At 68.8% G+C, this 13,991-nt stretch carries 16 protein-coding genes; 14 read left to right on the forward strand and 2 right to left on the reverse strand.

All coding sequences use genetic code 11. The annotated features are described in order from the left end of the window. The first annotated feature begins 201 nt into the window (after positions 1-201). The 6 genes from leuC to IEX05_RS01450 all read left to right on the forward strand — a co-directional run bounded on the left by leuC (position 202) and on the right by IEX05_RS01450 (position 6,519). Positions 202-1,659 (forward strand): 3-isopropylmalate dehydratase large subunit, encoded by a 1,458-nt coding sequence (gene leuC / locus IEX05_RS01425; protein WP_188699612.1) that lies wholly within the window; start codon positions 202-204, stop codon positions 1,657-1,659. A gap of 2 nt (positions 1,660-1,661) precedes the next feature. Beyond that, complete coding sequence (leuD, locus tag IEX05_RS01430; protein WP_188699613.1) at positions 1,662-2,258, forward strand: 3-isopropylmalate dehydratase small subunit; 597 nt, start codon at positions 1,662-1,664, stop codon at positions 2,256-2,258. A 62-nt stretch (positions 2,259-2,320) separates the two neighbouring features. After that, positions 2,321-3,682, forward strand: coding sequence for a UDP-N-acetylglucosamine 1-carboxyvinyltransferase (murA, locus tag IEX05_RS01435; protein WP_188699614.1), 1,362 nt, complete (start codon positions 2,321-2,323; stop codon positions 3,680-3,682). Then, positions 3,679-4,425: a lysophospholipid acyltransferase family protein gene (locus IEX05_RS01440; protein ID WP_188699864.1), complete on the forward strand. Its 747-nt coding sequence runs from the start codon at positions 3,679-3,681 to the stop codon at positions 4,423-4,425. Before murA ends, IEX05_RS01440 begins: the two co-directional genes overlap by 4 nt. After that, positions 4,422-5,528: an NAD(P)H-dependent glycerol-3-phosphate dehydrogenase gene (locus tag IEX05_RS01445; protein ID WP_188699615.1), complete on the forward strand. Its 1,107-nt coding sequence runs from the start codon at positions 4,422-4,424 to the stop codon at positions 5,526-5,528. Before IEX05_RS01440 ends, IEX05_RS01445 begins: the two co-directional genes overlap by 4 nt. Next, on the forward strand, positions 5,434-6,519 hold the full coding sequence (locus IEX05_RS01450; RefSeq protein WP_188699616.1) for a D-alanine--D-alanine ligase family protein: 1,086 nt from the start codon (positions 5,434-5,436) through the stop codon (positions 6,517-6,519). The genes IEX05_RS01445 and IEX05_RS01450 overlap by 95 nt, the downstream gene beginning before the upstream one ends. A 4-nt stretch (positions 6,520-6,523) precedes the next feature. Here the strand turns inward: IEX05_RS01450 and IEX05_RS01455 are convergent, their stop codons facing one another. Further along, positions 6,524-7,024, reverse strand: a complete 501-nt coding sequence (locus IEX05_RS01455; protein WP_188699617.1) for a DUF3515 family protein — start codon at positions 7,022-7,024, stop codon at positions 6,524-6,526. 75 nt (positions 7,025-7,099) lie between these two features. Between IEX05_RS01455 and thiL the strand changes: the two genes are divergently transcribed. The 8 genes from thiL to mutM all read left to right on the forward strand — a co-directional run bounded on the left by thiL (position 7,100) and on the right by mutM (position 13,751). After that, the gene (thiL, locus tag IEX05_RS01460; RefSeq protein ID WP_188699618.1) at positions 7,100-8,068 is read left to right on the forward strand and encodes a thiamine-phosphate kinase; all 969 of its coding nucleotides are present in this window, start codon (positions 7,100-7,102) and stop codon (positions 8,066-8,068) included. A gap of 25 nt (positions 8,069-8,093) precedes the next feature. Further along, positions 8,094-8,654: a 16S rRNA (guanine(966)-N(2))-methyltransferase RsmD gene (gene rsmD / locus IEX05_RS01465; protein ID WP_188699619.1), complete on the forward strand. Its 561-nt coding sequence runs from the start codon at positions 8,094-8,096 to the stop codon at positions 8,652-8,654. 34 nt (positions 8,655-8,688) lie between these two features. Further along, the gene (locus IEX05_RS01470; protein ID WP_188699620.1) at positions 8,689-10,857 is read left to right on the forward strand and encodes an ATP-dependent DNA helicase RecG; all 2,169 of its coding nucleotides are present in this window, start codon (positions 8,689-8,691) and stop codon (positions 10,855-10,857) included. A 22-nt stretch (positions 10,858-10,879) separates the two neighbouring features. Then, on the forward strand, positions 10,880-11,380 hold the full coding sequence (gene coaD, locus IEX05_RS01475) for a pantetheine-phosphate adenylyltransferase (RefSeq protein WP_188699621.1): 501 nt from the start codon (positions 10,880-10,882) through the stop codon (positions 11,378-11,380). Between the two features lie 91 nt (positions 11,381-11,471). Further along, positions 11,472-11,960 (forward strand): YceD family protein, encoded by a 489-nt coding sequence (locus tag IEX05_RS01480; protein ID WP_188699865.1) that lies wholly within the window; start codon positions 11,472-11,474, stop codon positions 11,958-11,960. Positions 11,961-11,962: 2 nt separating this feature from the next. Continuing rightward, positions 11,963-12,172: a 50S ribosomal protein L32 gene (gene rpmF / locus IEX05_RS01485; RefSeq protein WP_188699622.1), complete on the forward strand. Its 210-nt coding sequence runs from the start codon at positions 11,963-11,965 to the stop codon at positions 12,170-12,172. A 12-nt stretch (positions 12,173-12,184) separates the two neighbouring features. After that, on the forward strand, positions 12,185-12,865 hold the full coding sequence (rnc, locus tag IEX05_RS01490; RefSeq protein ID WP_188699623.1) for a ribonuclease III: 681 nt from the start codon (positions 12,185-12,187) through the stop codon (positions 12,863-12,865). After that, positions 12,858-13,751 (forward strand): bifunctional DNA-formamidopyrimidine glycosylase/DNA-(apurinic or apyrimidinic site) lyase, encoded by an 894-nt coding sequence (mutM, locus tag IEX05_RS01495; RefSeq protein ID WP_188699624.1) that lies wholly within the window; start codon positions 12,858-12,860, stop codon positions 13,749-13,751. Before rnc ends, mutM begins: the two co-directional genes overlap by 8 nt. Here mutM and IEX05_RS01500 read toward each other — a convergent pair. Next, complete coding sequence (locus IEX05_RS01500; RefSeq protein WP_188699625.1) at positions 13,721-13,909, reverse strand: hypothetical protein; 189 nt, start codon at positions 13,907-13,909, stop codon at positions 13,721-13,723. The genes mutM and IEX05_RS01500 overlap by 31 nt on opposite strands. Positions 13,910-13,991: the final 82 nt, after the last annotated feature.

Here is a 13,991-nt window from a genome sequence, read left to right on the forward strand (position 1 = left end):
CGGTAATCGCGCGCAGCCTGAGCAGAGTGCTCAGCACCCGGTCCGTGCGGCCGGTAAGTGCTGAGCACTCTGTTATTCTCGTGGGGTGCGGTGCTACAGCCTCCTCCTTAGCTGCCGCGGCGGGACCTCGTTCTAGGCCTCCCCGTCGCGGAGTTTGTCGATGGCCGACACCGACACCCGTCAAGGAGTTGAGTAATACGCATGAGCGCTGACATCACTGTTCCGGATCACCCGCGCACCCTCGCCGAGAAACTGTGGGACGACCATGTCGTCGTCCGCGGCCAGGGCCAGGAGCCGGACCTCATCTACATCGATCTTCACCTCATCCACGAGGTCACGAGCCCTCAGGCGTTTGATGGCCTGCGCGCGGAGGGGCGGCCGCTGCGCCGCGTCGATCTGACGATCGGCACCGAAGACCACAACACCCCCACGCTCGCGATCGACAAGCCCATCGCCGACCTCACGAGCCGCACGCAGATCGAGACGCTACGTAAGAACACGGCGGAGTTCGGTGTGCGTCTGCACCCGCTGGGTGACGCTGAGCAGGGCATCGTGCACGTCGTGGGCCCCCAGCTGGGTCTGACGATGCCGGGCCTGACGGTCGTGTGCGGCGACAGCCACACCTCGACGCACGGCGCCTTCGGTGCGCTGGCCTTCGGTATCGGCACGAGCGAGGTCGAGCACGTGATGGCCACGCAGACCCTTCCGCTGAAGCCGTTCAAGACGATGGCGATTAACGTCGAGGGCGAGCTGAAGCCGGGCGTTACGGCGAAGGACATCATTCTCGCCGTGATCGCGAAGATCGGGACCGGCGGGGGACAGGGCTACGTCCTCGAGTACCGCGGATCCGCGATCCGCGCGCTCTCGATGGAGGGCCGGATGACCATCTGCAACATGTCGATCGAGGCCGGCGCGCGCGCCGGCATGGTCGCGCCGGACGAGATCACCTTCGAGTACGTCAAGGGGCGCGACCACGCGCCCACCGGCAAGGACTGGGACGACGCGGTCGCCTACTGGAAGACCCTGCCGACGGACGAGGGGGCGACCTTCGACGCCGAGGTCTTCATCGACGCGAACGAGCTCGAGCCGTTCGTCACCTGGGGGACGAACCCCGGGCAGGGCGTGTCGCTGTCGCAGACCGTCCCGACGCTCGACAGCTTCGAGGACGAGGACGAGCGCCAGGCCGCGCAGCGGGCGTACGAGTACATGGACCTCGCGCCGGGCACGGTCATGAAGGACATCGCGGTCGACGCGGTGTTCATGGGATCCTGCACCAACAGCCGCATCGAGGACCTGCGCGCCTTTGCGTCGGTGATCAAGGGGCGGAAGAAGGCCGATGGCGTGCGCGTCATGGTGGTTCCCGGTTCGGCTCGCGTCCGCCTGGAGGCGGAGGCGGAGGGCATCGACAAGATCGTCACCGACTTCGGCGGCGAATGGCGCTTCGCGGGATGCTCGATGTGCCTCGGCATGAACCCCGACCAGCTGGCGCCGGGTGAGCGCTGCGCGTCGACGAGCAACCGCAACTTCGAGGGTCGCCAGGGCAAGGGCGGGCGCACCCACCTCGTCTCGCCGCTCGTGGCGGCCGCGACCGCCGTGCGGGGCACGCTCTCGAGCCCGAGCGACCTCGAAACGCCCGTTCTGGAAGGTGCAGGAGTCTGACCATGGAGAAGTTCACCACTCACACCGGCGTCGCCGCGCCGCTGAAGCGATCGAACGTCGACACCGACCAGATCATTCCCGCCGTCTTCCTCAAGCGAGTCACGAAGACCGGCTTCGACGACGCGCTGTTCCACGCCTGGCGTCAGCAGGACGACTTCGTCCTGAACCAGGAGCCGTACAAGAACGCATCGATCCTCGTCGCGGGCCCCGACTTCGGAACGGGATCCAGCCGGGAACACGCTGTGTGGGCGCTGCGCGATTACGGCTTCAAGGTCGTGCTCTCGCCCCGCTTCGCCGACATCTTCCGGGGAAACTCGGGAAAGCAGGGCCTGGTCACGGGCATTATCACCGAAGAGGTGCTGCACACGTTCTGGGCCGCGCTCGACGCCAACCCCGGCGTGCAGATGACGGTCGATCTGGTCGAACGAACCGCCGCTGTGGGTGACTTCAGCGCCGCGTTCGAGATCGATGATTACACTAGGTGGCGGCTCCTCGAAGGGCTCGATGACATCGGGCTCACGCTGCGTCATCAGGATGAGATCGCGCAGTTCGAGGCCCGCCGCGAAGCTTGGCGGCCGCGGACCCTCCCGGTTCCGTGAGAACGAGGCCGCCCCGAACCCGGGGCGGCCCATCCGCCGGAAGTGAGTGAGGATCCACTGGAATGACGTCTGTGACCGAAGCGGAAAGCGCCGCGACCCCTGAACTCGGCGACGTCCTGGAAATCCGCGGCGGTCGGCCGCTGCGCGGCCAGGTCGATGTGAAGGGCGCGAAGAACCTCGCGACCAAAGCCATGGTGGCATCGCTTCTCGGCGAAACGCCGTCGATCCTGCGCGACGTTCCCGAGATCCGCGACGTCGAGGTCGTCCGTTCGCTCCTCGAGGTCCACGGCGTCCGCGTGACCGAGGGCGAGGAGCCCGGCTCGCTCGTTCTCGACCCGACGGCCGCCAAGTCCGCGGGCTTCGAGGAGATCGACGCGCACGCCGGTTCGAGCCGGATCCCGATCCTCTTCTGCGGTCCGCTGCTGCACCTGCTCGGTCAGGCGTTCATCCCGGACCTCGGCGGGTGCCGCATCGGCGACCGCCCGATCGACTTCCACCTCGACGCGCTCCGCAAGTTCGGCGCGATCGTCGACAAGCAACCCAATGGGATCCGCCTCTCGGCGCCCGAGGGCCTGCACGGCGCGAGCATCGAGTTGCCCTACCCGAGCGTCGGCGCGACGGAGCAGGTTCTGCTCACGGCCGTTCGCGCGAAGGGCGTCACCGAACTGAAGAATGCGGCGATCGAGCCGGAGATCATGGATCTCATCGGCGTGCTCCAGAAGATGGGCGCGATCATCTCCTACGAGCCGAACCGCGTGATCTTCATCGAGGGCGTCGCCGAACTCAAGGGCTACGACCACCGCAGCCTGTTCGACCGCAACGAGGCCGCCAGCTGGGCCTGCGCCGCGCTCGCGACCGATGGCGAGATCTTCGTCAAGGGCGCTCGCCAGTACGAGATGCTCACGTTCCTCAACGTGTACCGCAAGACGGGCGGCGCCTTCGACATCACCGACGAGGGCATCACCTTCCGGCGCGCCAAGACGCCGCTGAACCCCGTGATGGTCGAGACCGACGTGCACCCGGGCTTCATGACCGACTGGCAGCAGCCGCTCATCGTCGCCCTGACGCAGGCGGAGGGCGTGTCGATCGTGCACGAGACGGTCTATGAGAACCGACTCGGCTTCACCTCCGCGCTGAACCAGATGGGCGCCGACATCGTCGTGCACCCCGAGGGGCTCGCGGGGGCCTATCGCCGCGTGGCCCGCCGTCCGCTCGAGCAGGCGGCCGTCATCACGGGCCCGACGCCGCTGCAGGGCGCCGACATCGTCGTGCCCGACCTGCGCGGCGGATACGCCTACGTCATCGCCGCGCTGGCAGCCAAGGGCACGTCGCGCGTCTCCAACGTCGGCATCATTCGCCGCGGATACGAGAAGTTCTTCGACAAGCTCACCGCCCTCGGCGCTGACTTCGACGTCGTGGGCTGAGCGTGGCCAAGGCCTCGAGCGAGAAGACGCGACCCAGCCTGTTCTGGCTGCTCGCGGCCATCGTGGTGCCCCTCACGGGGTGGTTCGCCAAACTGGAAGTGCGGGGCGCCGAGAACCTTCCGCGTGAGGGCGCCTACGTCTTGGCGCCCAATCACCACAGCGAGTTCGACCCGCTGACGGTCGCCGTGGCGACATGGCGTATCGGCCGGGCGCCTCGCTTCATGGCGAAGGAGAGCCTGTTCCGGGTGCCCGTGCTCGGCGCCGCCCTGAAGGCGACCGGAATGGTTCCCGTGACCCGCGGAAAGTCTGGCGCGGCACAGTCGATGGCTCAGGCCAACGAGCTCGTCAAGAACGCCCGCGGCGTGATCGTCTACCCCGAGGGCACGCTCACGCGCGACCCCGATGTGTGGCCGATGCGCGGGAAATCGGGGGCCGTGCGCCTGGCGCTGGCCGGGAACATTCCGCTGATCCCGGTCGCGCACTGGGGCGAACAGCAGTTCATGCCGCGCTACGGCAAGCTGCGGTTCTTCCCGCCGCGCCGTCGCGTCACGGTGCTCGTGGGCACGCCCATCGACCTGAGCGATTTCGCCGGTCGCGAGCACGAGATGGGCGTCCTGAACGAGGCAACGGATCGTCTCATGGCGGAGATCTCGCGGCTCCTGGGTGAGATCCGCGGGGAAAAGCCGCCCGTCGAGCGCTGGGATCCCAGCAAGCACGGCCAGAGCGAGACGGGGCGGATGTGAGCATCCGGGTCACGGTTCTCGGCTCGGGCAGCTGGGGCACCACCTACGGCAAGATCTTGGCCGACGGGGGAGCCCGCGTGACGATGTGGGCCCGCAGGCCCGAGCAGGCGCGCGAGATCGACGAGGCCAAGCGCAACTCGCGCTACCTCTCGGGCATCAATCTGCCGCGCACGATGCACGCGACGCACGACATCGCTCGCGCCCTCGACGGCGCCGACCAGGTCTACGTCGCCGTGCCGAGCAAGTCGGCGCGCGAGACGTTGAAGCAGATCAAGCCGATTCTCGCGAAGACCGATGCGCCGATCATCAGCCTCATGAAGGGCGTCGAGAAGCGCACCAACCTGCGCATGAGCGAGGTTATCGAGCAGGTGCTCGCCTGCGACCAAAGCCGCATCGCGGTGGTCGGCGGCCCGAACCTGGCACGCGAGGTCGCGCAGGAGCAGCCCACCGCGGCCGTGGCCTCGTCCTATAGCGCGGAGACCGCGGCGCTCGTCGCGCGCGCGAGCTCGAACAGCTACTTCCGCACCTTCGTCAACACCGACGTCGCGGGCACCGAGTTCGGCGGGGTCCTGAAGAACCTGATCGCCGTCGCGACGGGCATCGTCGACGGCGTCGGATACGGCGAGAACACGAAGGCGTCGATCATCACCCGCGGACTCGTCGAGATGACGGACTTCGCGGTGGCCTATGGGGCCCAGCCCGAAACGATGCAGGGGCTCGCCGGGCTCGGCGACCTGATCGCCACCTGCCAGTCGCCCCTCAGCCGCAACAACACCGCCGGGCGGCTGCTCGGGCAGGGGTACACGCTCGACGACGTCGTCGCGCACATGGAGCAGACCGCCGAGGGCCTCAGCTCGGTCGCGCCCATCCTGCAGCTGGCGCACGCGAAGGGCGTCGAGATGCCCATCGTGGAGCAGGTCAAGATGGTGCTCGACGGCACGATGAAACCGCGCGATATCGCGCCTCATCTCACGACAGACGACGACACTCCCCAGGAGGAAACCCAGTATGCAGCAGGCGACCGTGGCGGTGCTCTTCGGCGGACGCTCGAGCGAGCACGAGATCTCTTCGGCGACGGCGGGGGGCGTGCTCGGCGCGATTGACCGCGAGCGCTACCGGGTGATCGCCGTCGGCATCACCCGCGAGGGCATCTTCGTTCTCGAGGAGGACGATCCGGAACGATTCCGCCTGGACGCGGCGAAGATGCCCGAGGTCGTCGACAACGGCACGCGGATCATCTGGCCGATGCCCGGGGGACCGCGCGAGCTGCGCGTGCAGCGCGCGGACGGATCCACCGAGTCCCTCGGCGAGATCGACGTCGTGCTGCCGATCCTGCACGGCGTGCACGGCGAGGACGGCACGATGCAGGGCTTCCTCGACATCCTCGAGCTGCCCTATGCGGGCGGTGGGGTGCTCGACTCGGCGATCTGCATGGACAAGCACTTCATGAAGATCGCGCTGCAGGCGGACGGCATCGCCGTGGCACCGTGGATCACGGTGCGCGCGCACCGCTGGGCGGCGGATCCGGCCGCCGTCCGCGCCGACGTCGAGGCGCTCGGGTACCCCGTCTTCGTCAAGCCCGCCCGCGCCGGCTCGAGCGTGGGGGTGTCGAAGGCGCACGACGCGTCGGAACTCGACGAAGCGATGCGCGTCGCGCTGCGCGAGGACGAAAAGGTGCTCATCGAGACCGGGATCGTCGGCCGCGAGATCGAGGTCGCCGTGCTCGAGGGGCGTGGATCCGAGCCGACGCGCGCGTCGCTGCCGGGGGAGATCGTGCTGACGACGCGTGAGTTCTACGACTTCGAGGGCAAGTACCTCGGCGGTGACGGGGCGGACGTCGTGTGCCCCGCCGACCTCACCGACGCTCAGATCGCACGGATCCGCGAGATCGGTGCGCGCGCGTTCGACGCCGTCGACGGGCGCGGCCTCGCGCGCGTCGACGTGTTCCTCACGGGCACCGGCGACATCGTCGTGAACGAGCTGAACACGATGCCGGGCTTCACGCCTATCTCGATGTACCCGAAGTGCTGGGTCGCCTCGGGGCTGTCGTACGGCGATCTCATCACCGAGCTCATCGAGCTCGCCCGCGCCTGAGCGATTATTCGGTCGCGGTCTCTGGGGCGTCTTCGCCGTCGCCCGTCGCCTCGGTGACAGTCGTGCACTGGCCCGTCACGGGCAGCGTGCCGACGGCGAGCTTCAGCGCCTCGAGGGCCTGATCGCCGCTGATCTTCGACGTGTCGACGTAGGCCTGCGCGGCCGGCGTGCGACCGAAGGTCGTCATTCGCAGGCTGGGGTAGTCCTCATCATCGACGAGCCAGTCGACGCCGCCGAAGGAGACGCACTGGAGGGTGGACGCCGCGGGCGATTCGAGGCCGCAGCGGAACAAGACCGCACTCGGGTCACCCCACGCCGCGGTCGCCTGCGCGTCGGTCCACACGCGATCGAGGTCACCGATGCGTTCGGGAAGGCGCACGCTCACCTCGGCACAGAGCGGATCGTTGGCCTCCGCGGCGGGCTCCATGTGCACCGTCGGCGTGCAAGCGGTGAGCGCGGCGGCGGCCACGACGAGGGCGAGCAGTGCTGAGACCCGGGACTTCACGGCCTCAGCCTATTCCGCGCGCCTGTGTGACGGATCCGCGACGGCGCGGTCGCGCCGGGACAATAGGCTGGGGGGATGCGGAGCGAGCCCCTCGTCGGAGACCTGTCGGAGAAAGAGATCCTCGCCCGGATCTCCGAGCGGACGGGCAGGGCCGAGAACGCGCTCGTCGGGCCGGGCGACGACGCCGCCGTCCTCCGCGTCACGGGCTCGCTCATCGCGACGACTGACACCCTCATCGAGGGGCCGGACTTCCGATCCGAATGGTCCGACGGATACAGCCTCGGCTGGAAGGCCGCGGCCGTGAACCTGTCGGACGTCGCCGCCATGGGCGGCCGCCCCACGGCCCTGCTGGTCGCCCTCGCGATGCCGAACGACACCCCTGTTTCTCGCGTCGAGCGGATCGCGGACGGCCTGCGCGAGGCGTGCGAACGGCTCGCCCCCGGATGCGCCGTTGTCGGCGGCGACCTCACCCAGTCCTCGGTCCTGACGCTTGCCGTCACCGCCCTCGGCGACACGGGCGGCCGGGCGCCCGTTCTGCGTTCGGGAGCCCGACCGGGCGACACGGTTGCGATTGCCGGCGAGATGGGCGTCGCGGCGCGCGGCTTGGGGATCCTCTTCGAGCGCTTCGACGGAACCGCGCCCGACCTTTCGCGGCTCACGCCCGCGGAGCGGCACGCGGTCGAGCGTCAGCTCCGCCCCGTCCCGCCGCTCGGCCTCGGCGTCGCCGCCGCCGAGGCCGGGGCGAGCGCCATGATGGACGTCTCGGATGGCCTCGTCCTCGACGCGACCCGCCTCGCGGAGGCATCGGCGGTGACGCTCGACCTCGACTCCGGCGCGCTCGGGCCGGATCCGCAGGGGGCGCTCGGCGGCGGCGAGGACCACGCGCTACTCGCGACATTCGCGGGGGAGCCCCCGGAGGGTTTCCGGCCGATCGGGCGGGTGCTCGCCCCGGGCGCCGCCCGGGTGCTGGTCGACGGCGCGCCGTTCGACGGTCGCGGCGGGTGGGATCCGTACCGCGACTGGGCGGGGCCTTCGGGCTCGTGACGGGGCGACCTCGTAAGGTGAAGGTGTGACGCGCATCATCTCGGGATCGGCGGGCGGCGTCCGCCTGGAGGTCCCACCCTCGGGAACCCGGCCCACGAGCGATCGGGTGCGCGAGGCGCTGTTCTCGTCCCTCGAGTCGACCGGGATGCTCGACGGAACGACGGTATTGGATCTCTACGCGGGCTCGGGCGCGCTCGGGCTCGAATCGCTCAGCCGCGGCGCAGCAGCGTGCCACCTCGTCGAGAGGGGCGCAAAGGCCGCGCAGATCGCGCGCCGGAACGCCGAGCTCGTCTCGCGGGTGAGCGGCGGCCGGGCCGAGGTGCACGCCGTCGCGGTGCAGACGTACCTGCGTGCGGCCGGCCGCGTCTTCGACGTCGTCTTCCTGGATCCGCCCTACGACCTTCCCGCCGATCAGCTGAACGACGACCTTGCGCTCGTGCGCGGACTGCTCGTCGACGACGCGCTCGTCGTCGTCGAGCGTGCAACCCGATCGGGCGCTCCGGACTGGGGCGCCGCGGGCCTGCGCGAGGTGAGGGCGAAGAGGTTCGGCGACACGACGATCTGGTGGGGCGAACCGGACGTCTGACACGAACGTCGGCCGTCGAACATATGATCGAATCATGACTCTGGAGATGCAGACGCCGCTGAAGGCGGCGCTCGGTGAGACCATCGCCAAGTCCCTCGCGCGCGCCTTCGAGATGAGCACGGTCGCCGACCTCGTCACGCACTACCCCCGCCGATACGCCAAGCGAGGCCAGCTCACCCCCATCGCTCACCTCCCGCTCGGCGTGCCCGCGACGATCATCGCCCAGGTGCTGCGCACCCAGACGCGTCAGATGCACAACAGGCGCGGCACCATTCTCGAGGTCGTCATCGGAGACGGCATGGGGGAGATGACGCTGACGTTCTTCGGGCAGCAGTGGCGCCAGAACGAGCTCGTCCCCGGAACGCGCGGCATGTTCTCGGGAAAGGTCGGCGAGTACCGCGGTCAGCTGCAGTTCTCGCATCCCGACTATCAGCTCTTCGACGACGGCGAGTTCATCGACGCCGAGGAGTACGCGGAGAAGCCCGTTCCCTTCTATCCGGCGACCTCGACGCTGCCGACATGGAAGGTGCAGCAGCTGGTCGAGACCGTGCTCGACCAGCTGGGCGACATCCCCGAGCCGCTCGATGACGCCGCGCGCGCCGAGCACAAGGTGATGACGGCGCGCGAAGCGCTGGAGAAGGTTCATCGTCCGAAGGACGACGCCGAACTGCATCGCGCGCGCTACACGGTCCGCCTCCACGAGGCGCTCGTCATGCAGACCGCTCTGCTCCAGCAGCGCTGGTTCGTGCGGGCGATGGCGGCCACCCCTCGCGCGGCGCGCCCCGGCGGGCTGCTCGAGCGGTTCGATGCGGCGCTGGGCTTCACGCTGACGGCCGATCAGCAGACGGTCGGAGCACGGGTCGCCGACGAGCTCACGGGGCCGACGCCGATGAACCGGCTCGTACAGGGCGAGGTCGGATCCGGAAAGACGCTCGTCGCCCTTCGTGCGATGCTTCAGGTCGCGGAGTCGGGCGGTCAGGCGGCGCTGATCGCCCCCACCGAGGTCCTCGCGGGCCAGCATCTGCGGTCGATCACCAAGATGCTCGGCCCCGATCTCGCCGCGGAGGTGATTCCGACGCTGTTGACGGGTCAGATGTCGGCCCCGGAACGGCGTCGGGCCTCCTTGCGCGTCGCCGCGGGCCAGGCGCGCATCGTCGTCGGCACGCACGCCCTCCTGAGCGACAAGACCACCTTCGCCGACCTCGGGCTCGTCGTCGTCGACGAGCAGCACCGCTTCGGGGTCGAACAGCGCGAGACGCTGCGCGCCAAGGGCAATAACCCCCACGTCCTCGTGCTCACGGCCACCCCCATTCCCCGCACCGTGGCGATGACGGTGTTCGGCGACCTGGACGTGTCGACGATTCGCACCATGCCGGCCGGGCGCGCCGGCATCTCGACCTTCGTCGCACCCATCCAGGAGAAGCCCGCCTGGTTCCCGCGGGTGTGGGAGCGTTGCGCCGAAGAGGTCGCCAAGGGACACCAGGTGTTCGTCGTCTGCCCTGCGATCGATGCGACGGACGACGCGGCTAAGCCGACGGTCGAGGAGGGCGAGCTCGGCAAGCTCGCGCCCGAGGAGGGGCGGAAGGGGCCGCGCTTCGGGGTGACGCAGGTCACCGCGCAGCTGCGCCAGCAGCCGTCGACCTCGCACCTTCGGATCCAGCCATTGCACGGACGCATGACGGGCGAGGAGAAGGAACAGATCATGCAGGCGTTCGCGCGCGGCGAGATCGACATGATCGTCGCGACGACCGTCATCGAGGTCGGAGTCGACGTGCCCAATGCATCGACGATGGTGATCCTCGAGGCCGATCGTTTCGGGGTCTCTCAGCTCCACCAATTGCGCGGTCGTGTGGGCCGCGGCGGAGTGCCGGGCCTGTGCCTGCTCGTCACGGACGCGATGCCGGATACACCGGCGCGGGAACGCGTGGAGGCGGTCGCCGCGACCCTCGACGGTTTCGAGCTGGCGGAGGTCGACCTCGAGCTGCGCGGGGAGGGAGACGTGCTCGGCGGCGCGCAGTCCGGATCCCGCTCCTCGCTGAAGCTGCTTCGCGTCATCAAGGATGCCGCCCTCATCGCGCGTGCGCGGGACATCGCCGACGACATCCTCGCCGGCGATCCCGCTCTCGAGCGGCATCCGGGCCTCGCCGAGGCGCTCGCCGCACGCCTGGGGCGCGAAGAGCGCGCCGCACTCAGGAAGAACTGACCGTCATAGTTAGGCTGACCTCATGAGCAACCGCATCGCCGTCGTTCCCGGTTCCTTCGACCCGCCCACGCTCGGGCACCTCGACATCATCCGCCGAGCGGCCGGGCTCTACGACGAGCTTCACGTTCTCGTCGTGCACAACCCCGACAAGGAGGGGATGCTGCCGATCGCGCTTCGGCTCCGCCTGCTCGAGCAGTCGATCGCCGAGGCGAATATCGAGGGCAAGATCACGGTGGGAGCGTGGAGCGTCGGCCTCCTCGTCGACTACGCCCAGGAGGTGGGCGCCGGCGTGCTGATCAAGGGCATCCGCTCGCAGGTCGACATCGCGTACGAGACGCCGATGGCGATCGTGAACAACCACCTCGCGGGTGTCGAGACGGTGTTTCTGCTCGCGGATCCGGCGAACTCCGCCGTGTCCAGCTCGCTCGTCCGTCAGGTCGCGGGCCTCGGCGGGGACGTCTCGCCGTACGTGCCGGGGGCGGTCGTGCGCTATCTCGAGGGTTCGTCGCCCAGCGACTTCTGATCCGAGACCGGCGTAGGCTGGTGGGGTGAAGAATCACCTTGACGGGCCTTTCGTTCTGCCCGCGCGCGACATCGTGCGCAAGCCGGGCGAGATGCGCGAGCATGCGCTCACGATCGCCATCCCCGAACGATGGGGCGAGGGAATCGTCTACATCGACAAGGGAGAGAACCTCGACATCGACGTTCGCCTCGAGTCCGTGCACGAGGGAATCCTCGTCTCGGGAACGGTCGAGACCGAGTATGTGGGGGAGTGCAGTCGTTGCCTGCAGCCGATCGCTGAGAGTGTCGAAGTCGAGTTCCAGGAGCTTTTCGAGTACCCTGGAGATGAAACCCCTGACTTCGTGCTTCAAGACGACCACGTGGATCTTGAAACTCTGGTCAGGGACGCGATTGTATTGTCGCTCCCGTTTCATCCGGTCTGTCGGCCGGATTGCCCTGGCCTTGATCCCGTCACGGGCGACGTGCTGACCGAATCTTCCGGCGTGGCGCAGGACCCCATCGATCCTCGTTGGGCGGCGCTCCGAGAACTTACCGAAACCGAACCGGCGTCTGACGCCGGTCTGAGCAGAGAAGAGAACTAGCCATGGCTGGTAACCCCCCGAAGCGGAAGCTTTCCCGTTCGAACACCCGTTCGCGCCGCTCGCAGTGGAAGGCGTCGGCCCCGGCCCTCGTCAAGACCGTCGAGAACGGCAAGGTCGTCTACAGCCGCCCGCACCAGGCGAAGGTCGTCACCGACTCGCAGGGCACCGAGCTGTTCCTTGAGTACAAGGGCCGCAAGGTCGCTGACGCCTGAAATTAACCTGACGTGACTTCGCATGATCGCGAGTCGCTGACCGAGAAGCTCGGCGTCGAGATCGACGCCGAGCTTCTTGCGTTAGCGCTGACGCACCGCTCGTACGCCTACGAGCACGGATCCATCCCGCACAACGAGCGCCTGGAGTTCCTCGGCGACTCCGTTCTCGGCCTCGCCGTCACGGCGATGCTCTACGAGAAGTTCCCCGAGGTGTCCGAGGGCGAGCTTGCCAAGCGGCGCGCGGCCGTCGTCTCGACCGTCGCGCTCGCGGAGGTCGCGCGCGGCCTCGGTCTCGGCGACTACCTGCTCCTCGGGCGGGGAGAAGAGCAGACCGGGGGGCGCGACAAGGATTCGATCCTCGCGGATACGACGGAGGCCCTGTTCGGGGCGACCTTCCTGTCCGCGGGGCGCGAAGCCGCCGACGCCCTCGTCCTTCGGCTCATCACGCCTCTTCTCGACGACGCCGACCGGTTCGGCGCGGCAGTCGACCCGAAGACGGCGGTGCAGGAACTCGCGCAGAGCCTCGGCGTGGCCGCTCCCTCGTACGAGATCACGAGCTCCGGGCCCGATCACGACCGCCGGTTCACGGCCGTCGTGACGGTCGGCGAGCACTCCGCGAGCGGCACCGGGACGAGCAAGAAGCAGGCCGAGATGGCCGCGGCGCTCACCCTGTGGCGCGGCGCGCATGCCTGAACTGCCCGAGGTCGAGGTCGTCCGATCCGGTCTCGCCCCTGCTCTCGTCGGCGCCCGGATCACGGGCGTCGAGGTGTTCGACGAACGAGCGCTGACGCGGCACGTCGGGGACGGCGCCGACTTCGAGCGGCGTCTGACCGGTCGCACCGTGCGGGCCGCGGTGCGTCGCGGCAAGTTCCTCTGGTTGCCACTGGCCTCGACGGACGAAGCGATCATTGCGCACCTGGGCATGAGCGGGCAGATGCTGCTCCGGGAGCCCGGTGCGCCGGCCGAGCGCCATGAGCGGATCCGGTTCTCGATCGATCATCCCGTCCACGGCGAGCTCGCGGTGGTCTTCGCCGATCAGCGCACCTTCGGGTCGCTCGCGGTTGACGCGCTCGTGCCGACGCACGACGGAGCCGCAGGCGGCTTCGGGGATCCGCTGCCGCTCGTCGCATCGCAGGCGGCGCACATCGGCCGGGATCCGCTGGATCCTGCCTTCGACGAGCGCGCGTTCCGCGCGGCGCTCGCCCGCCGGAACTCCGCGACGAAGCGCGTGCTGCTCGACCAGAACCTCGTGAGCGGCGTCGGCAACATCTACGCCGACGAATCGCTGTGGGCGGCGCGGATCCACCCCGAGACGCCCGCCTCGGCCCTGTCGGCGCGCGCCGCGAGCCGCCTGCTCGCCGAGGTGAGGCTCGTCCTCGACAAGGCCCTCGCCGAGGGCGGGACCAGCTTCGACGCGCAGTACGTCAACGTGAACGGGCAGGCTGGTTACTTCGCGCATTCATTGAATGCATATGGGCGTGAGGGGCAGCCGTGCCCGCGCTGTGCCGGCCCGATCGTGCGGGTCGCGTTCACCAATCGCTCGAGTCACTACTGCCCGCGCTGCCAGCGGCGGCGGTGATGATCCGCTTTCTGGATGGGCCCGACTGAGCCACAGATCTCGTTGTGATCGGGAAGCACCGGTTCATCGCGGAGCGCATCTATGCCATATCGGTCGTTCATGGCCACCTTGAGCGCCAGCGGGTGGTGATCGTGCTCATCAACCTCGACGCCGTCCACGACCAATGGATGCACGCCTGGAACGATGGAGAAGACGAAGATATCTCCTGGGTAGCGTACGAGGCCGGCCCGCAGACCGTCC

This window comes from Microbacterium nanhaiense (assembly GCF_014646015.1).
In the GTDB taxonomy this organism is placed as follows: Bacteria; Actinomycetota; Actinomycetes; order Actinomycetales; family Microbacteriaceae; genus Microbacterium; species Microbacterium nanhaiense.